This window comes from Streptomyces sp. NPDC046308, assembly GCF_055588065.1.
In genome coordinates this window covers 648013-673000 of the sequence record NZ_JBVJFB010000002.1, presented here as the reverse complement: position 1 = coordinate 673000, position 24988 = coordinate 648013, and the positions used below count along the sequence as shown (strand labels likewise).

Annotated in this window: 17 protein-coding genes; 9 read left to right on the top strand and 8 right to left on the bottom strand. The window is 72.7% G+C overall.

The annotated features are described in order from the left end of the window. Positions 1-5: 5 nt before the first annotated feature. From ACZ6JT_RS10485 to ACZ6JT_RS10475, 3 genes are all read right to left on the bottom strand, one after another. Positions 6-1340 carry an ABC transporter substrate-binding protein gene (locus tag ACZ6JT_RS10485; RefSeq protein WP_469209056.1) on the bottom strand — a complete coding sequence of 445 codons (1335 nt, stop codon included), beginning with the start codon at positions 1338-1340 and terminating at the stop codon, positions 6-8. Positions 1341-1408: 68 nt separating this feature from the next. Then, positions 1409-2653 carry an ROK family transcriptional regulator gene (locus tag ACZ6JT_RS10480; RefSeq protein ID WP_469209055.1) on the bottom strand — a complete coding sequence of 415 codons (1245 nt, stop codon included), beginning with the start codon at positions 2651-2653 and terminating at the stop codon, positions 1409-1411. Positions 2654-2789: 136 nt separating this feature from the next. Then, a complete protein-coding gene (locus ACZ6JT_RS10475) occupies positions 2790-3872 on the bottom strand; it encodes a mechanosensitive ion channel family protein (RefSeq protein WP_469209054.1) in 1083 nt (360 codons plus the stop codon). Positions 3873-4132: 260 nt separating this feature from the next. Here ACZ6JT_RS10475 and ACZ6JT_RS10470 point away from each other — a divergent pair, with 260 nt between their 5' ends. Then, positions 4133-4669 carry an HNH endonuclease gene (locus ACZ6JT_RS10470; protein WP_189737015.1) on the top strand — a complete coding sequence of 179 codons (537 nt, stop codon included), beginning with the start codon at positions 4133-4135 and terminating at the stop codon, positions 4667-4669. Positions 4670-4837: 168 nt separating this feature from the next. On the opposite strand, the gene ACZ6JT_RS10465 is transcribed toward ACZ6JT_RS10470, so the two are convergent. After that, positions 4838-7861 carry a beta-N-acetylglucosaminidase domain-containing protein gene (locus tag ACZ6JT_RS10465; protein ID WP_469209053.1) on the bottom strand — a complete coding sequence of 1008 codons (3024 nt, stop codon included), beginning with the start codon at positions 7859-7861 and terminating at the stop codon, positions 4838-4840. A 201-nt stretch (positions 7862-8062) separates the two neighbouring features. Between ACZ6JT_RS10465 and ACZ6JT_RS10460 the strand changes: the two genes are divergently transcribed. Together ACZ6JT_RS10460 and ACZ6JT_RS10455 are read left to right on the top strand one after the other, a co-directional pair. Continuing rightward, positions 8063-10084 (top strand): 4-alpha-glucanotransferase, encoded by a 2022-nt coding sequence (locus ACZ6JT_RS10460; protein ID WP_469209052.1) that lies wholly within the window; start codon positions 8063-8065, stop codon positions 10082-10084. Positions 10085-10104: 20 nt separating this feature from the next. Further along, entirely contained in the window at positions 10105-10344 is a 240-nt protein-coding gene (locus ACZ6JT_RS10455; RefSeq protein ID WP_030710771.1) for a hypothetical protein, read from the top strand. Between the two features lie 127 nt (positions 10345-10471). Here ACZ6JT_RS10455 and ACZ6JT_RS10450 read toward each other — a convergent pair whose 3' ends face one another. Continuing rightward, complete coding sequence (locus ACZ6JT_RS10450) at positions 10472-10963, bottom strand: MarR family winged helix-turn-helix transcriptional regulator (protein ID WP_469209051.1); 492 nt, start codon at positions 10961-10963, stop codon at positions 10472-10474. Positions 10964-11071: 108 nt separating this feature from the next. On the opposite strand from ACZ6JT_RS10450, the gene ACZ6JT_RS10445 reads away from it, so the two are divergent. Genes ACZ6JT_RS10445 through ACZ6JT_RS10430 form a run of 4 tightly spaced genes read left to right on the top strand, consistent with a single transcriptional unit; the run spans position 11072 to position 15264 of the window. Next, positions 11072-12403 carry an MFS transporter gene (locus ACZ6JT_RS10445; protein WP_469209050.1) on the top strand — a complete coding sequence of 444 codons (1332 nt, stop codon included), beginning with the start codon at positions 11072-11074 and terminating at the stop codon, positions 12401-12403. Positions 12404-12453: 50 nt separating this feature from the next. Continuing rightward, positions 12454-13386 (top strand): EamA family transporter, encoded by a 933-nt coding sequence (locus ACZ6JT_RS10440; RefSeq protein ID WP_469209049.1) that lies wholly within the window; start codon positions 12454-12456, stop codon positions 13384-13386. 41 nt (positions 13387-13427) lie between these two features. Continuing rightward, entirely contained in the window at positions 13428-14354 is a 927-nt protein-coding gene (locus tag ACZ6JT_RS10435) for a DMT family transporter (RefSeq protein ID WP_469209048.1), read from the top strand. A gap of 10 nt (positions 14355-14364) precedes the next feature. Beyond that, the gene (locus ACZ6JT_RS10430; protein ID WP_469209047.1) at positions 14365-15264 is read left to right on the top strand and encodes a LysR family transcriptional regulator; all 900 of its coding nucleotides are present in this window, start codon (positions 14365-14367) and stop codon (positions 15262-15264) included. Positions 15265-15456: 192 nt separating this feature from the next. Here ACZ6JT_RS10430 and pepN read toward each other — a convergent pair whose 3' ends face one another. Further along, the gene (gene pepN, locus ACZ6JT_RS10425; RefSeq protein ID WP_469209046.1) at positions 15457-18042 is read right to left on the bottom strand and encodes an aminopeptidase N; all 2586 of its coding nucleotides are present in this window, start codon (positions 18040-18042) and stop codon (positions 15457-15459) included. Between the two features lie 139 nt (positions 18043-18181). Between pepN and ACZ6JT_RS10420 the strand changes: the two genes are divergently transcribed. After that, positions 18182-18682 (top strand): DUF1203 domain-containing protein, encoded by a 501-nt coding sequence (locus ACZ6JT_RS10420; protein WP_469209045.1) that lies wholly within the window; start codon positions 18182-18184, stop codon positions 18680-18682. 58 nt (positions 18683-18740) lie between these two features. Here the strand turns inward: ACZ6JT_RS10420 and ACZ6JT_RS10415 are convergent, their stop codons facing one another. Further along, positions 18741-19772, bottom strand: a complete 1032-nt coding sequence (locus tag ACZ6JT_RS10415) for an aspartate-semialdehyde dehydrogenase (protein WP_469209044.1) — start codon at positions 19770-19772, stop codon at positions 18741-18743. 260 nt (positions 19773-20032) lie between these two features. Here ACZ6JT_RS10415 and ACZ6JT_RS10410 point away from each other — a divergent pair, with 260 nt between their 5' ends. Further along, positions 20033-21514 carry a M28 family metallopeptidase gene (locus ACZ6JT_RS10410; protein ID WP_469209043.1) on the top strand — a complete coding sequence of 494 codons (1482 nt, stop codon included), beginning with the start codon at positions 20033-20035 and terminating at the stop codon, positions 21512-21514. Between the two features lie 83 nt (positions 21515-21597). Here ACZ6JT_RS10410 and ACZ6JT_RS10405 read toward each other — a convergent pair whose 3' ends face one another. After that, a complete protein-coding gene (locus ACZ6JT_RS10405; RefSeq protein ID WP_469209042.1) occupies positions 21598-24921 on the bottom strand; it encodes a S8 family serine peptidase in 3324 nt (1107 codons plus the stop codon). Positions 24922-24988: the final 67 nt, after the last annotated feature.

Genomic DNA, 24988 nt, shown 5'->3' with positions numbered 1-24988 from the left:
CGGGGCTACTTCGCCTTCGCGATGTCCGTGTCGATCTGCTGGTCGGCCTTGGCGAGGCCGGCCGGGATGTCGGTGACGTCGCCCTTCTCGACCGCGTACGCGAAGTCCTGGAAGGTCAGCTGGTAGGTGCCGCCGTCCGCCTGGGCGGGGGTGGTGCCGGACTTCGGGTGCCGGGCGATGTCGAGGAAGGTCTTGAACTCCGGCGTCACCTGGAGGTCCGGCGACTCCAGGGCGGCGAGGGTGGACGGCACGTTGTGGATGGCGTTGGCGAAGGCCACGACCGCCTCGGTGTCGGTGGTCATGTACTTGACCAGCTCCCAGGCGGCGTTCTGCTTCCTGCTGCCGGAGGCGATGCCCATGATCGTGCCGGAGAGGTAGCCCTTGCCGTAGTCGGCGGCCTGCTCGTCGGGTACGGGCAGCGGCGCGGTGCCGATCTCGAACGCGACCCCGGCCTCCTTGGCCATCGGGGCCCGCCATTCGCCGTCGATCTGCATGGCCACCTGGCCGGTGTGGAAGGGGTGCTCGGCGCTCCACTCGTCGCCGAAGGTGCTGCGGAACCGTTCCAGCTTCTCGTAGCCCCCGAGCTTGTCCACCAGGTCCTTCTGCGCGGTCAGCATCCTGGCGAAGCCGGGGTCCTTGGCCAGGGCCGACTTGCCGTCCGCGCCGAAGTAGGCGGGGCTCCACTGCGCGGCGAGCCGCATGGGGGTGGTCTCGTAGCCGTGGAAGGTGGGCATCAGACCGACCTGCTCGTACGAGTCCCCCTTGGGCTTGGTGAGCTTCTGCGCGACCTCGGTGAACTGGCTCCACGTCCTCGGGGGTTCGGTGATCCCGGCGGCCGCGAAGGCGGTCTTGTTGTAGACGAGGCCGTACGCGTCGTGCAGCAGGGGCAGCGTGCACTGGTTGCCGTCGAACTGGGTGTACTCCAGCAGGGTCTTGGGGAAGACCCTCGTCTTGTCGACCCCGGACCCCCGCAGGAAGGGGTTGAGGTCGGCGAAGGCGCGGGAGTTGCAGAACTTGCCGACGCTGTCGGTGGTGAAGGACGACACCACGTCGGGGGCCTTGTCCCCGCCCGCCCGCAGGGCCTGGTTGATCTTGTCGTCGGTCATGTTGCCGGTGACCTTGACCTTGATGTTCGGGTGCGTCTGCTCGAAGCGGGCGATGTTGTCCTCGATGGCCTTGGTCTCGCTCGGTGCGGACCAGCCGTGCCAGAAGGTGAGGGTGACGTCCGCCTTCGGGTCGTCGGAGGCGGTGTCGGCGCCCTGGCCGGTACAGGCCGTGGCGAGTGCGGATATCGCGACGAGGAGGGCTGCTGCGGTGGTCAGGCGTCCGGTTCCGGGCATGGCGGGGCTCGCTCTCTGCGGGAGACGAAACTTCCGGTGGGGGGAGGGGGTGGGACGGGCGGGGCGGGTCAGCGGGTGGTGTCGAACACTTCGTCCCGGGTGGCGGCCAGCGCGCTCTCCAGCGCGCCGTGCAGGACCGGCCGTTCCCGTACCTCGCCGGGGACCAGCCGGGGCCGGGAGGGAGCCAGTTCGGCGAGCTCGGCCTCCAGCAGCGCGCGCAGCGGTTCGCCGCCCGCGCTGATCGCGGCCCCGGACAGGACCACGATCTCCGGGTCCAGCACGGCGACGAGGGAGGCAAGACCGGTGGCGAGGGCGGTGGCGTACGACTGGAGGAAGCTCAGGTGCGCGCCCTCGGGCGCGGCCGCGGCCTGCCCGAGCAGGGCGACGGCGGCGGCGACCTCCGGGCTGTGCGGGGTGTCCGGGCCGTGCGGGGTGTCCGGGGTGCCGGAGGCGGGACCGGGCGCGACCGCCATGCCCAGTTCCGCGGCGAGCCGGGGCAGTCCCTCGACGCCGGCCAGCTCCTGGTAGCCGCCGGAGTTGGCGCGGGTGACCTGCCGGACCAGGGGGCGGCCGGGTACGGGCAGGAAGCCCACCTCGCCCGCGCCGCCGGTCCAGCCGCGGTGCAGCCGGCCGCCGAGCACCAGGGCGGCGCCGAGACCCTCCTCGTTCCAGAGCAGGACGAAGTCCTCGTGGCCGCGGGCCGCGCCGAGGCGCTGCTCGGCGACGGCGGCGAGGTTGACGTCGTTCTCGTACTCCACGGGCATCGGCAGGGCCGCCGCCAGGTCCTCGAGCAGGGTGGGGGAGTGCCAGCCGGGCAGGTGGCTGGCGTAGCGCAGCCGGCCGCTCTGCGGGTCGAAGGCGCCCGGGGTGGCGATGACCACCCGGTGCAGGTCGGAGCGGTGCAGACCGGCGGCCTTGACGGCCCCGCCGAGGGCCTCGGTCACCTGGTGCACGGCCTGGGCGCCCTCGGTGTACGGAACCTCGTGGGAGGCGATCACCGTGCCGGTGAGGTCGGCGACGGCCGCCAGCACGCGCCCCGGGGTGACGTCGAGTCCGCCGACGTACGCGGCCCGGGGGTTGAGCGAGTACAGCTGGGCGCTGGGACCGGGGCGGCCGCCGTCGGTGCCGGTGGCCAGGACGAGCCCGGCGGCCTCCAGGCGGGCCAGCAGCTGGGAGGCGGTGGGTTTGGACAGTCCGGTCAGGTGCCCGATGCGGGTCCGGGAGAGCGGGCCGTGCGTCAGCAGGAGTTCGAGCGCGGCCCGGTCGTTCATGGCGCGCAACAGGCTGGGCGTTCCGGGCGTGGAGGCGGGCATGGAGCGGTCTCTCCCTCACCGAGGTAATCTGTTAGGTAAGTTTCCTATCACCGTTTGACCCGTGTCAATGCCGCTGCCCCGCAGGTCATTCGCGAATGACGTGCGGGGCAGCGGGGACGGAACGGCGGCGGAGCGGCTACTTGGTGATCCGCGGGCCGGCCGGCGGCGGTATCGGGGCCGTGGCCAGCGACTGCGGGGAGGCCGGGTTCGCCAGTGCGGACGGCGCGGCGACGGAGGCCGACGGGTCCGCCGGGGCCTCGTCCTCCTCGTCCCCGGCCGGCAGGCCGCCGATGATCCGGATGCCCGCGGCGTCGAAGGCCTCCTTGATCCGCCAGCGCAGCTCCCGCTCCACGGCGAACTGCTGGCCCGGCATGGTCTTCGCCGACACCTTCACGGTCATCGAGGCGAGCAGCACCTCGTCCAGACCCAGGACCTCCACCGGACCCCACAGGCGCTCGTCCCACGGGGACTCCTTCGCCAGGGTGTCGGCGACCTGCTGGACCACCTCGCGGATCCGCGACAGGCTCTCCGAGGGCTTGACCTGGACGGCCACGCCCGCGGTCGCCCAGCCCTGGCTGAGGTTGCCGATCCGCTTGATCTCGCCGTTGCGCACGTACCAGATCTCGCCGTTGTCGCCGCGCAGCTTGGTCACGCGCAGCCCGACCTCGATGACCTCGCCCGAGGCGACGCCCGCGTCGATCTTGTCCCCGACGCCGTACTGGTCCTCCATGATCATGAAGACGCCGGACAGGAAGTCCGTGACCAGGTTCCGGGCGCCGAAACCGATGGCCACACCCGCCACACCGGCACTCGCCAGGAGCGGGGCCAGATCGATCTTCAGCGCGGCCAAGACCATCAGCGCGGCCGTGCCGAGGATCAGGAACGAGGCCACCGAACGCAGGACCGAGCCGATCGCCTCCGAACGCTGGCGCCGCCGCTCCGCATTGACCAGCAGCCCGCCGAGCGCGGTGCCCTCGACCGCCTCCGCGCTGGTGTTCATCCGCTTGATGAGCTTGGTCAGTGCCTTGCGGACCGCCGAGCGTATGACCGCGGCGATCACCACGATCAGCAGGATCCGCAGGCCGATGCTCAGCCAGGTGGCCCAGTTCTGCTCGATGAAGCTCGCGGCCTCGGTGACGCTGGCCTGCGCCTCCTTGACCGAGGCGGGGGTGTCCGGAACGTCGGCTGCCAACGGCAGCAGAGCGGCGGGCCAGGGCACGACGGGAACCTCCAGGTGTAGCGGTCTGCCCGCGGAACGGGTTGTAGGGGCAGACCAACCACACTAACGGGGCAATCCCTTCACCTTGGTGCCGTGTTCGAGGGAGAGACCAGACTCACCTGGGGATGACTGACTGTGGTTGAAAACACCTCGGACCCGTTACGGGCGCGTGGTGGCGCTTCGACCAGCCGTAAGGAGAGACTGGAGAGCAGATCGTCCCGGCGCGAGCCACGCGCCGCCGACGTACAAGGAGGCAGTCCGTGCCGCACGTCCTGGTCCTCAACGCGTCGTACGAGCCCCTCGGCGTCGTACCGCTCCGCCGCGCGCTCGTCCTCGTCCTGGAGAACAAAGCGGTCTCCCTGGAGGAATCCGGCGCCTATCTGCACAGCGCGACGAGGGTCGTCCCCGCTCCCAGCGTGGTACGGCTCAAGCGCTTCGTGCGGGTCCCCTACCGGGGGCCCGTTCCACTCACCCGGCGCGCCCTGTTCGCGCGGGACGGCGGCCGCTGCATGTACTGCGGGGCCGTCGCCACCAGCGTCGACCACGTCATCCCGCGCAGCCGGGGCGGGCAGCACGCATGGGACAACGTCGTCGCCGCGTGCCGGCGCTGCAACCACGTCAAGGCGGACCGGCACCTGCTGGAACTCGGCTGGCGCCTGCGCCACCAGCCGGCGCCGCCGTCCGGACTGGCGTGGCGGATCATCGGGACGGGGCACAGGGATCCCCGCTGGATGCCGTACCTCCAGCCGTACGGGGCCGAGGACGCGCTGGAGCGCATCGGGGTCGCGGCGTCGTAGCCGGCCCCCTGCCGGGGCTGCGCCCCGTACCCCGCGCCTCAGACGCCGGCGGGGCCGGATCTTTCGGCCCCGCCGGGAAGTGCATACGGCTGAGGCCGGCCCCATCCGGCCCCGCGGCGGTCGATGCGCGGGGGTTCGGGGCCGGCCCCCGCAACGGCGCGCCGCACCCTACGGCGTGACGGCGTAGGCCTCCGCCGACCACAGGGAGCAGCCGTAGCGGGTGGCGCGGCGGTCGCACGTGATGCGGAGGTAGCGGGTGTCGGGCGCGTCCAGGCGCAGGGACTCGCGGCCGCCCGCGGAGGCCGCGACCGTGGCCGCCGGGCGCCACGTGACCCCGTCCGCGGAGGTCTCCACCCGGTAGGCGGACGGGTACGCGTCCTGCCAGTGCAGCTCCAGCCGGCCGATCCGGGCCGCGGCGGGCAGCTGCGCCTGCCACCACGCCCCGTCCACCGGCGGTGAGGACCAGCGGGTGGTCGCGGAGCCGTCCACGGCCGCCGAGGCCGGGAAGGCGCGGGTCTCGTCCGCCGAGGAGGTGGCCCGCGCGGCGCGCAGCAGGTCCGGGCCGCCGGTGCGGGGCACGGCCCGCACCGTCAGGGTGCGGGTCTCGCCGTCGAAGGTCACCGGGATCGCGTAGCTGCCGGGCGCGGTGCCCGGCGCCACCACGACCTCCAGCGGGATCGACACCTGCCCGCCGCGCGGCACCACCGCGACCGCCGGCAGGCGGACCTCGATGCCCGCCGGCGGCCGCGCCGACAGCGGTCCGCGGACCTCGGCGGGGCCCGGCGCGGACAGCTGCGCCGACACCCGTCCGGGGGCGCCGCCGATCTCGGCGTCGGTCGCGGCCCCGTCCGCCAGCTCGAAGCGGGCCCGCGGGCCGTCCCCGAACCACGGCACCACCCGGTGGACCGTGGGCGCGGTGCCCGTTCCGGCCCAGGACAGCCGTACCGCGTCCGCGGTCAGCCCGGCCGTGTCCACCTGGGTCCAGCCCGAGGCCGAGGCGTCGGCGATCTTGCGCCAGCCCTCGCCCGGTACGTGCGCCTCCACCGCCGCGCCCCGCGCCCCCGCCGGGAACGGCTCCGTCATCACCGTCACCGCCGACAAGGGGCGCGCGGCGTCCAGCCGGACCGTCCAGGACTCCGGTTCCTTCGTCACCGTGCCCGTGGTGCGGGCGGCTCCGGTCCAGGCGTCCGCCTCCGCCGCCGCCTTCTTCAGGAAGGGCTCCAGGACGGCCTCGTCCACCCGGGCGGTCCCCGGTTGCGCCAGTGCCTCGCGCGCCTCGGCCAGGGCGCGGGAGGCCTGCCAGGCGGCGGCCCCGTCCCCGCGGGCCTGCGCCTGGAGGACGTCCACGGCCAGTTCGCCGGCCGTTCCGTAGCGGGCCAGCCGCTCCAGCCAGGGCCCCGCCTCGTCCGACAGGACCGGCAGTCGGCCGGGGGCCTCGCGCAGGACCGTGAACGCCTTGCGCAGCTCCGCCCCGGCCGCCGGATCACCCGCGGCGCGGGCCTTCCAGAACTGCTCGACCAGCGGCTTCAGATACGCCGACTCCTCCTGCTTCAGCCCCGACGACGCGGTGTTCCCGGCGAGGGCCGCCACCGCCGCGCGCTCGCGCGGGTCGGAGCCCGCGAGATCGCGCACCGCCGCCTGCCAGGACTCCCCGGCCCGGTAGCCGCGCGGGTTCCAGGCGAAGTCCGCCGCCGTGAACAGCGGGATCCGCGACAGGATCGGCTGCTGCATCGCGTTGGCCAGCAGCGCCGCCGAGCCGCCCGCCACCGCGGGATCGCGGCCCGCGTACGGGCCGAGGAAGACGCGGCCCGGATCCCAGTCGTTGACCGGGTAGTTGTCCATGGTGATCAGGGGCTGCTGCCCCATGGCGGAGCGCGCCCCGGCCAGTTCCCGGCCCGTGATCGTGCGCGGCACCACACCGACGCCCGTCCAGGCCACCTCCACCCGCTTGTCCAGCGCGCCCGCCAGGGCCGTCCGGTAGGAGGTGGAGCCCTCCTGGTAGTACTCCGTCGGCAGCAGCGACAGGGCGGGCGCGCCCGGATACCGGGCGGCCAGGTGCGCGGCCAGCTCGTTCGCGACCTCCGCGTGCGCCTTCGCGGCCGCCGCCGGGCCCTTCCCGTACCGCTCCCGGTCCGCGCGGCAGCCCCATTCCGAGTAGCTGACGTCCTGGAACTGCACCTGGAAGGCACGGAAGCCGAGGTCCCACATCGAGTCCAGCTTGCGCGCGAGCGCCGCCCGGTCGGCGGCCGAGGACAGGCACATCGACTGGCCGGGGGTGACCGCCCAGGCCAGGACCACCCGGTTGGCGCGGGCCCGTTCGGCCAGCGCGCGGAACTCCTGCTGCTGCGCCTGCGGGTAGTCGGTGCGCCAGCCCGTCGTCCGGTACTGGTCGTCCCCGGGCGCGAGCAGCAGCCGGTTCTGCTTGGTGCGGCCCATGAAGTCCACTTGCGCGAGACGCTGTTCGTTGGTCCACGGCTGCCCGTAGAAGCCCTCGGTGATCCCGCGCACCGGCGCGATCGGCCAGTCCCGCACCAGTACCCCGGGCACCTTCCCGCCGCCCGCCGCGAGCAGCTGGCGCAGCGTCTGCGCCGCGTGGAACAGCCCCGAGTCCCCCACGCCGGCGAGCGCGACCGTGTCCCGGCCGCCGGGCCGCCCCACGGCCAGCCGGTAGCCCCCGTCCGGCAGGTCCTTCGCGGCGGCCGCGCCCAGGGCCCGCAGCGCCTGCTCGGCGCCCGCGTCGTCGAGCCGCACGACGGTGCCCCGCTCGGGCACCGGCGCCCCCGGGGCGGGCTCGTGCAGGGTCTTCACGCCCGCCTTGCGCAGGGCCTCGCGCACCACTTGGAGCGCGTACGGGTCCGTGTCGGCCGGCGCCACCAGTACGGCCTCCGTGCCCAGCGGCACCTCGCGCCCGGGATCGGCGGTCATCGACTGCGGCCGGGGCCACACGGCGGGCCCCTCGGAGGCGGTCCGGGGGGTGTCGGCGCCGGGGTCGAGTACGGGGCCGACGGCGCCGCCCGCACCGGCCGCGGCGCCTGCGGCGGCGGCGCCGCCGCCCGGTGCGGGGGTCGGCGCGTCCGGGACGGAGGGCGCCGTCAGGGTGCCGGGCGGCGCGGCGGCCACGGCGCCGCCGAGCAGCGACCCGATCACCGCGATGGCGGCGGCCGTCGACCGTTTCCTGCCCCTGAGCTGCACCGAGCCTCCTCGTCCCGAGACGTCCCCCACTCGTACGAATGAGCCCGAGCCCACCATTCGTGCGGCCGGGGTGTCAATGCGGGTGGGTGATCTGACCCGGATATGACAGGAATGCGGTCCCTCCGAGTGGGTATGGCTGGCGTGTTCCCCCGCGGCGTCCCGCCCTTCTGCACCACGCTTCTGACTCACCCTCAAGCCCTCATGCCCGCACGCACGAAGGAGCGCCCGATGGACGACCTGGCCCGGCTCGCTGCCCTGTACGGCATCGCCACCGCCTACCAGCCCGCCGCGAACGTCACCGTCCAGGTGCCGGAGACCACCGTGAAGACCGTCCTCGGCCTGCTCGGGGTGGTCACGGACGACGCCGAGAGCATCCGGGTGGCCGCCGAGGAGGAGTCACGGGAGACGGCCGCGCGGCTCCTGCCGCCGACGGTGGTGCTCTGGCAGGGGGAGCCCGTGCCGGCGCGGCCGGCCGCCCTCCCACCGGGCACCCGGGTCCGCGTGGTGGCCGAGGAGACGGGGGAGGAACTCGTGTGGGGCCCCGGACTGCCCCTGGGCGTCCACCGGCTCTCCGCCCGGGCCTCCGACGGGCGGATCGCCGAGGCCACCCTGGTCGTGGCCCCGGAGCGGGCCCCCGCCGCGCCCGAGCGGGCCCACGGGCTGCTGGTCCAGCTCTACTCCCTGCTCTCCGAGCACTCCTGGGGCATGGGCGACCTCGGCGACCTCGCCGCGCTCGCCCGCTGGGCCGGCCGCACCCACGGAGCCGGCTTCATCCAGGTCAACCCGCTGCACGCGGCCGTACCCGGCACCCCGACCGACCCCTCCCCGTACCGGCCCTCCTCCCGCCGCTTCCCGGACCCGGTGCACCTGCGGATCGAGGACGTCCCCGAGTACGCCGACTGCCCCGACCGCGCGGCCCTGGCCGCGCTCGCCGGGCAGGGCGCGCGGCTGCGCCACGACGTGCTGGAGAAGGGCGCGCTCATTGACCGGGACGCCGTCTGGGACCTCAAGCGGCAGGCCCTGGAGCTGCTGTACGCCGTCCCGCGCACACCGGGGCGCGAGGCGGCCTACCGGGCGTTCTGCGCCGAGCAGGGCGCACCGCTGGACGTGCACGCCGCCTGGTGCGCCGAACACGCGGGGGAGGAACCGAAGGAGCGGGCCGACTTCCACCGCTGGCTGGTCTGGCTGACGGACGGCCAGCTCGCCGCCGCCCAGCGGGCCGCCCGCGAGGCCGGCATGACGGTCGGCATCGTCCACGACCTCGCCGTCGGGGTGCACCCGCAGGGTTCCGACGTCTTCGGGTCGCCCTGCTACGCGCGGCACATCTCGGTCGGGGCGCCGCCGGACGCCTTCAACGCGCGCGGCCAGGACTGGGGGCTGCCGCCGTGGCGCCCCGACGTGCTGGCCGCCACCGCCTACGCCCCCTTCCGGTCCCTGCTGCGCGGGGTGTTCAGCTACGCGGGCGCGCTGCGGATCGACCACGTGATGGGCCTGTTCCGGCTGTGGTGGATCCCGGAGGGCACCCCGCCCGCCGAGGGCACGTACGTGGGCTACGACGGCGAGGCCATGCTGGCGATCCTGGTCCTGGAGGCCCACCGGGCCGGCGCCCTGGTCATCGGCGAGGACCTCGGGACGGTGGAGCCGCGGGTGCGCCGGGAACTGGCCCGGCGCGGGGTCCTCGGCACCTCGGTGCTCTGGTTCGAGCGGGACTGGGCCGGCACCGGGAGCCCGCTCCCGCCGCAGGCGTGGCGGGCCGACTGCCTGGCCACCGCCACCACCCACGACCTGCCGCCCACGGCCGCCAAACTCGCCGGGGCCCACGTGGAGCTGCGCGACCGGCTCGGCCTGCTGACCCGCCCGGCCGCGCAGGAACGGGCCGAGGACGCCGCCGACACCGCGCAGTGGCTGGAGCTGCTGGACGGGCTCGGCCTGGAGACCAAGGGCGAGGAGGCCGCCGTACGGGCCCTGTACGAGTTCCTGCTGCGGACCCCGGCACGGCTGGTCGGTGTCTGGCTGCCGGACGCGGTGGGGGACCGGCGGCCGCAGAACCTGCCCGGCACCTGGGACCAGTACCCCAATTGGCGGCTGCCGCTCGCCGATGCCGGGGGCAGGCCCCTGACGCTGGAGGAACTGGTCGCCTCGCCGCGGGCGAACGCCCTGCTGGGGGCGCTGGCGCAGGGCGTGCGACCTCGTACGGCACCCCCGGGCGAGCGCCCCGTTTAGGTGTTCGCTACGTTTGCACCGTGGACAAGAAGAACGCTCTGCGCGCCGGCGCCGTCACGGCCGGAACGACGCTGATGATGCTGCTGATGACGTCTCCCGCCCTCGCGCTGACCCGCGACGACGGCGACGACCCGGGCCCGGGCCTGAGCATTGGCGAGACGCTCGGCCTGTACGTGGCCCTGCCGATCGTGCTGTTCCTGGTCATCGCGGGTCTCGTGATGGTCCTCGACAAGTCGGACAGGCCGCAGAAGCAGGCCTGAGCAGGTCCGGCCCCCACGGGGTCGGGACCGCCGGACTTCCCGGGCGCCGGGGGTCCGCACCGCCGATTCACCTCGGCCGTGCGGCGACCCCCGGCGCCTTGTCGTGTCCGCGGACACGGCGCGTGCCTCAGATGCCGGCCAGCAGCTTGCGGAGCAGGCCGGTGAGTACGCCGACCTCCTCGTCGCTCAGCCCGGTCAGCGCGTCGCGCTGCACCTCCAGGCCGGCGACGACCGCCTCGTCGATGAGCGCGAGGCCGCGGTCGGTGATCGTCACCTGGAGCCCCCGCCGGTCGTGCGGATCGGGCTTGCGGCAGAGCAGCCCGGCCTTCTCCAGCTTGTCCAGCCGCCCGGTCATGCCGCCCGTGGTGAGCATGAGCGTCGCCGAGAGCTGGCGGGGCGAGAGCGTGTACGGGGCGCCCGAACGGCGCAGGGTGGCGACGACGTCGAACTCCCCGCGCGAGATGCCGAAGCGCGCGTAGCGCTCCTCCATCGCGTCGCCCATGGCCTTGGCGATCCGGTAGATGCGTCCGAAGACGGCCATGGGGACCGTGTCCAAGTCGGGGCGCACGGCGAACCACTGGGCCGTTATCGCGTCGACGGCGTCCTTGTCGTCACTCATGAGTGCAGTATTCCGCTTCCCTGAGATCGTTCGCAAGAAAGTTGCTTGACGAAAAGTAGCTTAGCGATAAGCTACTTACCAGCAACCGAATCTGGGGGAGGGGCCGTCATGACGGTGTTCAGGAGCAAGGCAGCCACCACCGGGGAGGCGAAGGTCGCGGGGGAGCGGTCGCTTCTCCTCGGCATCGGCATCAGCGCGGTCGGGATCGGCATGTACGTCCCGTTCTCGCTGGTCTTCTTCCACCACGTCACCGGCCTCTCCCTCACCCTCGTCGGCCTGGTCATGACGGTCACCGGCCTGGCCGGACTGGCGTTCATGCCGCTGGCCGGCTCGGCCGTCGACCGGTTCGGCGCCAAGAGGGTCAACCTGGTGCTCTACGGGATACGGGCGCTCGGCTTCGCCCTCTACCCCTTCGCGAGCTCCCTGCCCGCCTTCGCGGCCGTCGCCCTGGTGACCGCGCTCGCCGACCGCTCCTTCAGCGTCGTGCAGCAGTCCCTGATCGGCGAGGTGGCGCGGGGCGCCGCCCGCGACCGGCTCCAGGCCTCCACCCGGGCCCTGCAGAACGCCGGGATGGGCGCGGGCGCCCTGCTCGTCTCCGGCGTGCTGGCCCTGTGGGGCACCGGCGGGTTCACGTACACCGCCTGGGGCAACTCCCTCGCCTTCGCCCTCGCCGGACTGCTCGTCAGCCGGGTCCGCCCGGTCCGCGACGCCACGACGGGCTCCGTGAGGCGGGCTCCCGCCGGATACCGGATGGTCCTGCGCGACCGCCCCTTCCTCGGCCTCACCGCCGCCAACTTCCTCACCGCGCTGGGCTACTCCGCCCTCTCCGTCCTCTTCCCGCTCTACCTCTCCAGCTGGCTGGCGGCCCCCGACTCGCTCACCGGAGCCGCCTTCACCGTCAACACCGTCCTGTGCGCCGGGATCGGCGTGCTGATCGCGGGCCGGGTCCGCCGCTCCGGTGCCCGCCGCACCCGCGCGGCCGCCCTCGGCGCCCTGCTCTTCGCCGCCGCCTTCGTCGGACAGATCGTGCTCGGCACGCTGCGCCCCGGCCGGACAGTGACCCTGGTCGCCCTGCTCGCCATCGTCGTCGTCTACACCCTCGGCGAACTGGTGCACAGCCCCTCCGGCGGCGCCCTCTCGGTCTCCGCCGCCCCCGAGGCCGTCCGCGGCCGCTACCTGGCCACCTACCAGCTGTCCTACTCGCTGGCCAGTGCGCTCGCCCCCTCCCTCTTCACCGCCCTGCTCGCCGTCGACGGCCGCCTGCCCTGGGCCGTCCTCACCGTCGCCGCGCTCGGCGCCGCCCTCGCACTGGTCCGGCTGGAGCCGCACCTGCCGGCCGGAGCCGTGCACGCCGAGCCGCCGGCCGCCGCGGTCGGCACCGCGGCCGTCCCCGGCGACGGAGCGGCCCCGCAGCGCCGGCCGGCCGCCGTCGCCGCCTGAACCGCTCCGCCCCCTCCCGCCTTCCTCACCCGACAGGGGAGCCACCCGCCATGAAGCGCCTCGCCACCGTCGCCCTGACCGCCCTCGCCCCCATCTCCTGGGGCTCCACCTACGCCGTGGCCACCGAACTGCTGCCGCCCGACCGGCCGCTGTTCACCGGGGTCATGCGGGCCCTGCCCGCCGGCCTGCTGCTGACCGCCCTGGCCCGCACCCTGCCCAAGGGCGCGTGGTGGTGGAAGTCCGCCGTCCTCGGCATCCTCAACATCGGCGCCTTCTTCCCGCTCCTCTTCCTCTCCGCCTACCGGCTCCCCGGCGGTGTCGCGGCCGTACTGGGCGCCGTGGGCCCGCTGTTCGTCGTGGGACTCGCCGCCCTCGTCCTCGGGGAGCGGGCGAGCCTGCGCACCGTACTGGCCGCCGTCGTCGGGGCGCTCGGCGTGAGCATGGTGGTCCTGACCGCCGAGGCGGAGCTCGACCTCGTCGGTGTCGTCGCCGGTGTGATCTCCTCCGCCTCCATGGGCGCCGGCACTGTCATGACCAAGCGCTGGGGCCGCCCCGAGGGCGTCGGCCCGCTGGCCATGACCGGCTGGCAGCTCACCGCCGGCGGACTGTTCATCATCCCGGTGGCCGCCCTCGTCGAAGGGGCCCCGCCCGTGCTCGACGGCCGCGCCTTCCTCGGCTACGGCTACATGATGCTGATCAACACGGGGATCGCGTACTGGCTCTGGTTCCGCGGCATCGGACAGCTCACCGCGACCTCGGTCACCCTGCTCGGCCCGCTCTCCCCGCTCACCGCCGCCGTCATCGGCTGGGCGGCGCTCGGGCAGGCGCTCTCGCCCGTCCAGCTCGCCGGGATGGCGATCGCCTTCGGGGCCACCGTCGCCGGCCAGCTCGCGGCTGCCCGCACCAGTCAACCGTTCAGTTCTCCTGAAAAGAACGATCAGAACATTTCGATGGACCTGATGGATGGCGAAGTGCGACGGTAGGGCACACGCACCACCCGCCGACTCCGAGGAGCAGACCCACAGTGGCCGTCATGGACCGCGTCCGTACCGTCTCGCAGACCGAGCCCGGCACCACCCGCAGAAAGGGTGTCGCCGGGCTCGGCGTGCTCCTCGCGCTGCTCGCGACGGTCGTCTGGTCCGGCAGCTTCGTCGCCACCCGCGGAATGGCCGAGACCGTCCCGCCCGTCCAGGCGGTCTTCTGGCGCTGGATCATCGCCCTCGTCGCCGTCGCCCCCTTCGCCGCCCGCCAGGCGTGGCAGCAGCGGGCCCTGATCCGGCGGCACTTCGGCTACGTCGCCCTCGCCTCGCTGTTCGGCGTCGCCCTCTACAACACCCTCGTGCACCAGGCCGGACTGACCACCTCCGCCTCCAACATGGGCATGATCATGGCCGCCTCGCCCGTCATCATGGCGCTCTACGCCCGCATCGGCGGAGAACGGCTCGGCAAGCGGCGCACCTTCGGCATGCTGCTCGCCGCCTTCGGCGTGCTGCTGCTCGTCGGGGACGGCTCCCTCGGCTTCGACTTCGGCGCCGGCGACCTGTGGATGTTCGCCGCCGCCCTCTCCTTCGCCACGTACAGCGCCCTGCTCAAGCGCAAGCCCGCCGAACTGGGCGGACTGGCCTTCCTGATCACCACCTTCGTGCTCGGCGCGCTGATGCTGGCACCCGTCTACGCCGTCTCCGTCTCCGTCCAGGGCGGCTTCGAGATCACCACCGGGACGGTCGGACCGCTGCTGTACGTCGGGGTCTTCTCCTCGGCCGTCGCCTTCTTCGCCTGGAACAAGGCGATCACGCTCATCGGGGCGGCCCGGGCCGGAGTCGTCTACTACCTCCAGCCGGTGTGCGTGGCGGGGCTCGGCTTCCTCCTCCTGGGCGAGCACACGGGAGGAGCCCAACTGCTCTGCATGGCGCTGATCCTGGGCGGTGTCGGGCTCGGTGCACGGCGGTAGGTTCGGGCCCGTGACCGAGTGGGACATCAAGAAGCTGCGGATCCTGCGGGCCCTCGCCGAACGGGGGACCGTGACCCGGGCGGCCGAGGCGCTGCACATGACGCCCTCGGCCGTTTCGCAGCAGTTGACGAACCTCGCCCGGCAGCTGGGGGTGACCCTGCTGGAGGCCGAGGGCCGGCGGGTCCGCCTCACCGACGCGGCCCATCTCGTACTGCGGCACGCGGAGGCGGTGTTCGCGCAGTTGGAGGCGGCCGACGCGGAGCTGGCCGGATATCTGGCCGGGGACGCGGGCGAGGTACGGGTCGGCGCCTTCTCCACGGCCGTGCCGGCGCTCGTGGTCCCGGCGGTGGCGGCCCTGCGCGAGACCCGTCCGGGGGTGGAGGTACGGGTCCGGGAGGCCGAGGCGGCGGAGTCGTACGAGCTCCTGTCCGCCGGGGGAGTGGACCTGGCCCTGTCGCTGGCCGCGCACGCGCCGACCGCGCGGGACGCCCGGTTCACCCGGGTGACGCTCATGGAGGACCCGCTGGACGTGGCACTCCCGCCGGGGCATCCGCTGGCGGGCGCGGCGGGGCTCCGGCTGGCGGACCTGTCCGGCGACCGGTGGATCTACGGGGGCAGCGGCCCCTGGTCGGAGATCACCCGCAGCGCGTGCGAGGCCGCGGGCTTCGTCCCGGAACAGGCGCACTCGGCGTCCGGGTGGACGGCGATCCTGGCGATGGTGGAGGCGGGGATGGGGGTGGCGCTGGTTCCGCGCATGGTGTCGAGCCGGGCGTCGGGTGTGGCGGTGCGGGTGCTGTCGCGGGACCGGCCGACGCGGCACGTGATCGCCGCGGTGCGGCGGGGCGCCGAGTCCGCGCCCGCGCTGTCCCACGTCCTGGCCGCACTGCGCGCCGTCGCCGCGCAACGCTGACCGCCGCCGCCCGCGCCGCAAACGCCGGCAAATCCAGCCCCTCCGGCGTGTGAGGAGCGGGGTTCGGGGCGGAGCCCCGGTCTTTGAGCCTCTCCGGCGTTTGAGGAGCGGGGTCTGGGGCGGAGCCCCAGCAGGGGTGCCGCACCCGCGGGAGGCGGTGCTTCCGCGGGTGCGGGCGGAGCCCGGAGGCCCTTAGACCTGAGCGGCAGCGGCGTCGGCCGCCTGGGCCTTCAGCGCGCGCTCGACGCCCGCGCGGGACTCCGAGACGAGACGGCGCAGCGCGGCGTTCGGCTCGGCGGAGGTCAGCCACGCGTCCGTCGCGTCCAGCGTGTCCGCGGAGACCTGGAGCGTCGGGTACAGCCCCACGGCGATCTGCTGGGCGATCTCGTGGCTGCGGGTGTCCCAGACCTCCTTGACCGCCGCGAAGTACTTCGCGGTGTACGGGGCCAGCAGCTCGCGCTGGTCGGTCTGGACGAAGCCGCCGATCACGGCCTCCTGCACCGCGTTGGGCAGGTCCGCGGACTCCACGACCGAGGCCCACGCCTGAGCCTTGGCCTCGGCCGTCGGGCGCGCCGCCCGCGCGGTGGCCGCGTGGCGCTCACCGGCCGCGGTGGGGTCGCGCTCCAGCTCCGCCGCGATGGCATCCTCCCCGGCGACGCCCGTCGCGGCGAGCCGCTCCAGGAACGTCCAGCGCAGCTCGGTGTCGACGGCCAGGCCCTCGATCTCCGCCGTGCCGTCGAGCAGGGCCGACAGGTAGCCGAGCTGGTCCTCGGTGCGGGCCGTGGCCGCGAAGGCCCGGGCCCAGGCGAGCTGGTGGTCGCTGCCCGGCGCCGCCGCACGCAGGTGCTCCAGCGTGGCCTCGGTCCAGGCCGCGAGGCCCTGCTCCCGCCACGCCGGGTCGGCGTACAGGTCCACGGCCAGCTTCACCTGGCGGTGCAGCGACTGGACGACGCCGATGTCGGACTCCTTGCCGATGCCCGACAGGACCAGCGCGAGGTAGTCGCGGGTGGCGAGCTCGCCGTCGCGCGTCATGTCCCAGGCGGAGGCCCAGCACAGGGCGCGCGGCAGGGACTCCGAGAAGTCGCCGATGTGCGCCGTGACGGTGGCGAGGGACTCCTCGTCGAGGCGGACCTTCGCGTACGACAGGTCGTCGTCGTTCAGCAGGACGACCGCCGGGCGGGCCCGGCCGGCCAGCTCGGGCACCGTGGTGAGCGCGCCCTCGATGTCCAGCTCGATCCGGTCGGTGCGCACCAGGGCGCCGTCCTGGAGCTCGTACAGGCCGACCGCGATGCGGTGCGGGCGCAGGGTGGACTCGCCCTTGGCGCCGGCGGGCAGCGCGGGCGCCTCCTGGCGGATGCCGAAGGTGGTGATCAGGCCGTCCGCGTCGGTGGTGATCTCCGGGCGCAGGATGTTGATGCCGGCGGTCTCCAGCCACGCCTTCGACCAGGCGGTCAGGTCGCGGCCGGAGGTCTCCTCCAGGGCGCCCAGCAGGTCGGAAAGGCGCGTGTTGCCGAAGGCGTGCGCCTTGAAGTACGCCTGCACGCCCTTGAAGAAGGCGTCCTGGCCGACGTAGGCGACGAGCTGCTTGAGCACCGAGGCGCCCTTGGCGTACGTGATGCCGTCGAAGTTGACGAGGACGTCGTCCAGGTCACGGATGTCGGCCATGATCGGGTGCGTGGAGGGCAGCTGGTCCTGCCGGTACGCCCACGTCTTCATGGAGTTGGCGAAGGTCGTCCACGCGTGCGGCCACTTCGAGCCCTCGGCGTAGGCCTGGCAGGCGATCGACGTGTAGGTGGCGAACGACTCGTTCAGCCACAGGTCGTTCCACCACTCCATGGTGACCAGGTCACCGAACCACATGTGCGCGAGCTCGTGGAGGATCGTCTCCGCGCGCACCTCGTACGCCGCGTCCGTCACCTTCGAGCGGAAGACGTACTGGTCACGGATGGTGACCGCGCCCGCGTTCTCCATCGCGCCCGCGTTGAACTCCGGGACGAAGAGCTGGTCGTACTTGGCGAAGGGGTAGTCGTAGGCGAACTTCTCCTGGAACCAGTCGAAGCCCTGCCGGGTCACGTCGAAGATCGCGTCCGCGTCGAGGAACTCGGCGAGCGAGGGCCGGCAGTAGATGCCGAGCGGCACGGACTGGCCGTCCTTGCCCTCGTACGAGCTGTGCACCGCGTGGTACGGGCCGACGATGAGCGCCGTGATGTACGTGGAGATGCGCGGGGTCGGCTCGAAGCGCCAGACGTTGTCCTTGACGTCCGCGGCTGCGGGCGTCGGGGAGTTCGAGATGACCGTCCAGCCCTCGGGAGCCGTCACGGTGAACTGGAACGTGGCCTTCAGGTCGGGCTGCTCGAAGCTGGCGAAGACCCGCCGCGCGTCCGGCACCTCGAACTGGGTGTAGAGGTAGGCCTGCTGGTCGACCGGGTCGACGAAGCGGTGGAGGCCCTCACCGGTGTTGGTGTACGCGCAGTCCGCGACGACCCGCAGCTCGTTGGCTCCGGGGGCGAGGTGCGTCAGGGCGATCCGCGAGTCGCGGAAGACGGCCGCGACGTCGAGCGACTTGCCGTTGAGGACGACCTCGTGCACCGCGGGGGCGACCAGGTCGATGAAGGTCTCCGCCCCGGCCTCGGCCGACTGGAAGCGCACGGTGGTCACGGACGGGTAGGTGCCACCTTCCTGCGCTCCGCTGAGATCGAGTTCGACCTCGTAGGAGTCGACGGTGAGCAGCTTTGCCCGCTGCTGAGCCTCTTCACGGGTGAGATTCGTGCCTGGCACGCGGTCATCTCCTTTGATGGTGACGTTGCCCCGTCATCCTTCCACGAGGCGGGCGTCACCGGCGCGGAGTAATCCACCGGCGAACACGACGTCGGAAACCTGCCGGATTGCGGCGGTCGACTGCGCCATGCTGAGGGGCATGAACAGCGCATACCGGGCGATGCCCATTGCAGAGACGGCGCTCAAGGAGCTCCGCGACCGCGACGACGCAGGGCGGGACTGCGTCCCGTTCACCGACGACGAGGGCGGGGCACCGCTGCGGTGCTGCCTGCGCCCCGGCACGGCCGGTGAGCTGATCGCGCTCGTCTCGTACGCACCGCTGCGGCGCTGGGCCGCCGCCACGGGGGTGGATCCGGGTGCCTACGACGAGCAGGGGCCCGTCTTCGTCCACGCCGAGGACTGCGGCGGACCGTCGGACGGGCCGGGCCACCCGTTCGCCCGCCCCGGCGTGCGGCGCACCCTGCGGCGGTACGACGCCCGCGGGCACATCCTCGGCGGTCAGGTCCTGGAACTGGGCACGGATCCCGATGGGATGATCGAGCGGGCCCTCGACGAGGCCTTCGCGGACCCCGCCGTGGTCCTCGTGCACGTGCGCGCCGCCGAGTTCGGCTGCTTCCTGTTCGAGGTCCGCAGGCCGTGACGTGCGGGAGGGGCGGGCGCCGTCGGGCACCCGCCCCTCAGTCGTACGCACGCCGTGATCAGCCCTGGCGGAGCTCCTCCGCGACGAGCTCCGCGATCTGGACCGCGTTCAGGGCCGCGCCCTTGCGGAGGTTGTCGTTCGAGACGAACAGCGCGAGGCCGTTCTCCACCGTCTCGTCGACGCGGATGCGGCCCACGTACGAGGCGTCCTTGCCGGCGGCCTGCAGGGGGGTCGGGATCTCCGAGAGCTCGACGCCCGGGGCGTCCTTCAGCAGCTCGTACGCGCGCTCTACGCTGATCGGGTTCGCGAACCGGGCGTTGACCTGGAGGGAGTGGCCGGAGAAGACGGGCACGCGCACGCAGGTGCCGGAGACCTTGAGGTCCGGGATCTCCAGGATCTTGCGGGACTCGTTGCGCAGCTTCTGCTCCTCGTCGGTCTCGAAGGAGCCGTCATCGACGATCGAGCCCGCGAGGGGGAGCACGTTGAAGGCGATCGGACGCTTGTAGACACCCGGCTCGGGGTACGCCACGGCCTCGCCGTCGTGGACGAGCGCGGTCGCCTCGCCGGCGACGGCCTTGATCTGGCCGTCGAGCTCCGCGACGCCGGCCAGGCCCGAGCCGGACACGGCCTGGTAGGTGGTGGCGACCAGCGCGGACAGGCCGGCCTCCTCGTGCAGCGGACGCAGCACGGGCATGGCGGCCATGGTGGTGCAGTTCGGGTTCGCGATGATGCCCTTCGGGCGGTTCTTGATCGCGTGCGGGTTGACCTCGGAGACGACCAGGGGGACCTCGGGGTCCCTGCGCCAGGCGGAGGAGTTGTCGATCACGACGGCGCCCTGGGCGGCGACCTTCTCGGCGAGGGCCTTGGAGGTCGCGCCGCCCGCGGAGAAGAGGACGATGTCCAGCCCGGAGTAGTCGGCCGTGGAGGCGTCCTCGATGGTGATCTCCTTGCCCCCCCACTCCAGGGTCGAGCCCGCGGAACGGGCCGAGGCGAACAGCCGCAGCTCGTCCACCGGGAACTTCCGCTCGGCGAGGATGCCGCGCATGACTCCGCCGACCTGTCCGGTGGCTCCGACGATTCCGACCCTCACGGTGACTCCTTTGGTACGTACGACGCGGGCGCGCGTGGAGCCATCATGCGTTCGACCCCACGAGCCTTGTCCAATCCATTGTCCGAGGAACGGACGGTGTCCTGATCGTGAACGCGTGTGACGAGTGCGTGGCGGGCCTGTTGCAGAGCCTCTGAACATCCGTTTTGCCAGGTCAGAGCGGGTTAGCGTCCGATCTGCCATGACCCGCATTCCGGACGTGGCCGACCGCAGAACGAACATCCGACTCGGGGAGATCCACCGTGCGCGCCATCCGCCACCGCCGCCGGTCCATACCGGCGCTCGCCGCCCTCGCGGCCGCCGCCGTCGCCGCACCCGTCCTGCTGACCGCCACTCCGGCGGCCGCCCACCCGCGGGAGGGCAGGCTGGCCAAGGAGCTGGTGGAGGAGGTCACCGCCCGCGGCGCCTACCGCCACCTGGCGAGGTTCCAGCAGATCGCCGACGCCAACGGCGGCAACCGCGCCGCCGGCACGCCCGGCCACGCCGCCTCCGCCGCCTACGTGCACGACACGCTGAAGAAGGCCGGGTACCAGGTCTCGTACCAGGACTTCGACATCCACGAGGCGCACACCAAGACCGAGAGGACCACGGTCCTCGGAGCGGAGGGCCGCGAGCTGGCCACCGCCGCCTTCACCTTCACCAAGTCCACCCCGACAGGCGGCCTGGCCGCCCCGCTCGCCCTCGCACGCGTCGACGAGACCCCCGGCTGCACGGCGGACGATTACCAGCCCGGCGCCTTCACCGGGAAGATCGCCCTGGTCAAGCGCGGTGCCTGCACCTTCGTCGAGAAGCAGCGGGCGGCCGCCGCGGCGGGCGCCGTCGGCGTCATCGTCTACAACCACAGCGGCACCACCCCGGTGCGCGGCGGGTTCTCCTCGCCCGACGAGGGCGTCATCCCCAGCGCCGGCATCTCGCTCGCCGACGGCGAGGCGCTCACCGCGGCCGCGGCCCGGGGCGAGGTGAGCGTACGCCTGGACCTGGACCAGGAGCACGTGAAGAAGACCACCCGCAACGTGATCGCCGAGACCCGCGGCGGGCGTTCCGACCGTGTGGTGAGCCTCGGCGCGCACCTGGACTCGGTCCCCGAGGGCCCGGGCATCAACGACAACGGTTCCGGCTCGGCCGGTCTGCTGGAGGTGGCGCTGAAGCTGGCCGACGAGGGCGCCAACAAGAAGGGCAAGGGGCCCGCCAACAAGGTCCGCTTCGCCTGGTGGTCGGCGGAGGAGCTGGGCCTGCTGGGCTCGGAGCACTACGTCGCGCAGCTGTCGGAGCAGCAGAAGAAGGACATCGCGCTCTACCTGAACTTCGACATGATCGCCTCGCCGAACCCGGTGCAGTTCGTCTACGACGGCGACGACTCCGACAAGACGGGCGCGGGCGCCGGCCCGGCGGGCTCGGCGCAGATCGAGGCGCTGATCAACGGCTTCCTCGACAAGAAGGGCAAGCCGCACGAGGGCAGTGACTTCGACGGCCGCTCCGACTACGGCCCCTTCATCGCGAACGGCATCCCGGCCGGCGGCACCTTCACCGGCGCCGAGGGCGTCAAGACCGCCGAGCAGGCCGGGCGTTACGGCGGCACCGCGGGGGCCCCGTACGACCCGAACTACCACGGCGCGGGCGACACCCTGAAGAACCTGGACCTCAAGGTCTTCGACACCAACCTGGACGTGATCGCCCACGCGGTCGGCACCTACGCCGAGTCGCTGCGCTCGCTGGGCAGGTAGGCCTCTCGCGCGGCCGGGGGAAACAGGCGGGGGCGGTGCTCGTACGAGCACCGCCCCCGCTGTCGTCTCAGGTGCCTACCGGGTTACGGGAGGACCTTCTCGATCTGCACGCTGCCGGTGCCGGCGGCGGTGCCGCGGGCGTTGAGCAGCTGGACCTGGCCGAAGAACTGACGGCCCTCGGGGGCCGCGCTGTTGACCAGGACGTTCGCCGAGACGGACGCGGAGGCGCCGTTGGCGAGGTTCACCGAGGCGCTCTCGTCGACCTGGACGGAGCCCAGGGCGGCGGAGAAGAACACGTCGCGGTAGTCGTACGTGGTGGTGCCGGCCGGGATCGCGTAGCCGATGACCTTGACGCTGTAGGTGCCCGCGGCCGGGTTGAGCAGGCTCACGGCCTCCTCGGAGTCGCCGTCGGCGGAGGAGCCGACCTTGACGCCGTCCTTGTAGACCTCGAGGTCGAGGTCCGCACCGGTGTCGGAGACCTTGCCGATGGCGACGTCGAGGCGGGAGACGCCCTCGCCGATGGTGACCTCGGAGGTCTGGGTCTCACCGTTCGCGATGGTCGGCTTGGCGACCTTCGCGGAGCCGAGCGGGCCACCCTTGAGCTTGCCGCCGGAGATGGCCGCGGCGTCGTTCTTGACGGTCCACTGGACCGGCGCCGGGGTGCCCTGCTTGACCTCGGGGAGGACCTTGACCGCCGGGTCGAAGCCCGCGCCGAGGACGGAGACGTCCAGCTTGAACGGGTTGTCGAGCAGCGGCGACGTACGGCGCGACTCGACCTCGATCTCCCAGACGCCCGGCTGCGGCTCGGCGTACGACCGCAGGTCGGGGCGGCACTTGTTCGCCGGGTTGTCGTAGTTCGGGTAGCACTGGGTGGTCGCGCTGTCCTCGACGCCCACACCGTACGGGTGGATCGAGATGAAGCGCGTCTGGCTGCCCGCCGCGAGACCACCCAGGGCGACCTCGAGGGTCTTCGCGCCCTGCGGCACGGTGACGAAGTACGACTTGTGGCTGTTGCGCTGCACCGAGGAGGTGTCCGAGAACGTGAACGACGGCTTCGCCAGCGGGGCGGAGGCGACGACGGTCGTCAGGATCTGCTTGTCGATGCCCTCGGTGGTCTCGTCGTCCAGCTGCAGGATGCCGCTGTGGACGCCGGCCGACTTGACGTTGGCCTCGACCTTGATGGTGACGGGCTTGTTCAGCGGCAGGGTGACGTAGTCGTAGCCGCCGACGACCTTGAAGGTGCCGTCGTTGTTGCGCCAGCTCAGGTCGTGCCGGGTGCCGTACTTGACGCCCGTGGTGCGGGTGACGACGACGTCGTAGACCTTCTTCTGGCCGACCTTCAGGCCGCCCTCGCGGTCGTAGAGGCCGGTGCCGAAGCCCGGGGTCTTCAGGAACTGGTCGATCGCGGTGTCGACCGGCGCCTTGACGGTGAACTCGTTGGCCTTCGCGTCGCGCTGGATGGACTCCCACGCGGCGGGGACGTTGATCAGACCGGCGCCCTGGGCGTGCGCCGGGACGTCGTCGATCTTCTTCGCGGTGCTGGTGAGCGCCACGCGCAGGCTCGCCGGGGTCAGCTTGATGTTCTGCTGCTTGGCGGCAGAGATCAGCAGGGCGCCGGCGCCCGCCGCCTGCGGCGAGGACATCGAGGTGCCCTGGAGCATGCCGTAACCGGCCGGCAGGGTGTAGCCGGCCTCCTTCACGGGCGCGCCGGGCAGCCAGGTCTGGATGGTGTTGATGGCCGCGCCGGGGGCGGTGATGGTCGGCGTGAACCCGCCGTCCTCACGCGGACCGCGCGAGGAGAAGGGGAACATGTTGTACTTCTTGGTCACGCCGGAGCCGTAGTTGGCGGCCCAGGTCTCCTTGGAGACCGCGGCACCCACGGAGATGACCTTGTCCGCGAGACCGGGGTCGCCGATGGTGTTGACACCGGGGCCCTCGTTGCCCGCCGAGATGACGAGCTGGACACCGTAGGTGTCGATGAGGTTCTTGTAGAGCTCCGAGCGGGCGTTGTTGCCGTCGTTCAGCGCCGGCAGACCGCCGATGGACATGTTGACGATGTCCACGCCGCGGTTGACGACCAGGTCGATCATGCCCTCGGTCAGCGCGATGTTGGTGCAGCCGCCGGACCAGGAGCAGGCGCGCGAGGAGACGAGCTTCGCGCCGGGCGCCTCGCCGTTCATCGCGCCGCCGAAGAGGCCGTTGGCGGAGGTGATGCCGGCGACGTGCGTGCCGTGCTCGGACTCGATGATGCCGACGTTGACGAAGTCGGCCTTCTTGCCGACCCAATCACCGCCCAGCGGGTCCATCGGGACGTCCTTGCGGATCTCGATCACGAACGGGATGCGCTCGGCGACCTCGGTCGCCGGGTTGTCCGTGCCGAACCAGCCGATCTGGTAGCCGTCCTTGTACGGCTTCATCGGCTCGTTGTTCGTGAAGTCGCCGTCCTGGTCGGTGTCGACGCGGACGGTGCCGGCGGCGACGTCGTAGAGCAGGCCGAACCGGTCGGTGGTGTCCCCGTCCCGGTTGACGTCGCCCTTCATGTCGCCGTTGGCGGTGATCGACTCGCTGAACCGGCTCCACTGGAAGGCGCCCTCGGGGGCCTTCCAGCTCTGGCCGCCCGCGGTGAAGGTGCCGCCGGAGGAGGTGACCGGGGTGATCTGGGCGCGCCAGGTGGCGTCGCCGTCGGTGATCGGGTCGGTCGCCGTGACCCAGTCGACGATCTTGCGCTCGCCGGTGGTGGTCTTCTGCAGGGCCGGGTGACCGAGGTCGACGCCCGAGTCCATGATGCCGATGGTCACGCCGCGGCCGTCGGCCTGCGGGTTCTGCTGCACGAATTCAACGGCGCCCGTCTCGAAGGACGGGTTGTACGGGTTCTTCGCCGGGGTGTTCTTGTCCGGCGCCGGGTAGGTCTCGGCGGCGGTCTTCTTGACCTGGCCCGCCTCGCCCTTGGCGTCGGGACGGGGGTCCGGCAGCTGGATCTCGTGCCGCAGGTCGATTCCGTGCACCGAGGACAGCTTGGCGGCCGCCTTCAGCGCGGCCTCCGCCTTGCCGGTGGGCACGGTGGCCCGCACGTAACCGAGGTTGTCGTACGTCCGGCCCACCGAGGCGCCCTGGACGGCGCCCAGCTGGTCGGAGACCTGCTTGGTCTGCCCGGGGGCGGTCGCGACCATGACGGTGACGTTCGCGTCACCCTTGGCCTTGGCCTCCTGGAGCAGCTCGGCGTCGGCCGAACCGAGCTTCTGGTCGGCGGACTTGACCGCGGGCGTGGTGCCCGGGGTGTCGGCGCCGGTGGCCGCGAACACGGGCCCGGCGCCGGTGGCCGCGAGGGCGGCGACCAGGCCGGCCGCGGCCGCGACGCGTGCGACGCGTCTGGCCCCGGGTATGGAGCTGGGGGATTCGAGGGTCATCAGCATCCCTGGTAAGTGAAAGATACGGTCCGGATTTCGGTGCCGGATGACCGGTCAGCTTTCCTCA

Excerpts from the sequence above, each read along its gene's own strand:
- ACZ6JT_RS10485 (WP_469209056.1), bottom strand. The coding sequence starts at position 1,340 with ATGCCCGGAACCGGACGCCTGACCACCGCAGCAGCCCTCCTCGTCGCG.
- ACZ6JT_RS10480 (WP_469209055.1), bottom strand. The coding sequence starts at position 2,653 with ATGCCCGCCTCCACGCCCGGAACGCCCAGCCTGTTGCGCGCCATGAAC.
- ACZ6JT_RS10460 (WP_469209052.1), top strand. The coding sequence starts at position 8,063 with ATGCCCGCACGCACGAAGGAGCGCCCGATGGACGACCTGGCCCGGCTC.
- ACZ6JT_RS10450 (WP_469209051.1), bottom strand. The coding sequence starts at position 10,963 with ATGAGTGACGACAAGGACGCCGTCGACGCGATAACGGCCCAGTGGTTC.
- ACZ6JT_RS10445 (WP_469209050.1), top strand. The coding sequence starts at position 11,072 with ATGACGGTGTTCAGGAGCAAGGCAGCCACCACCGGGGAGGCGAAGGTC.
- ACZ6JT_RS10440 (WP_469209049.1), top strand. The coding sequence starts at position 12,454 with ATGAAGCGCCTCGCCACCGTCGCCCTGACCGCCCTCGCCCCCATCTCC.
- ACZ6JT_RS10420 (WP_469209045.1), top strand. The coding sequence starts at position 18,182 with ATGAACAGCGCATACCGGGCGATGCCCATTGCAGAGACGGCGCTCAAG.
- ACZ6JT_RS10405 (WP_469209042.1), bottom strand. The coding sequence starts at position 24,921 with ATGACCCTCGAATCCCCCAGCTCCATACCCGGGGCCAGACGCGTCGCA.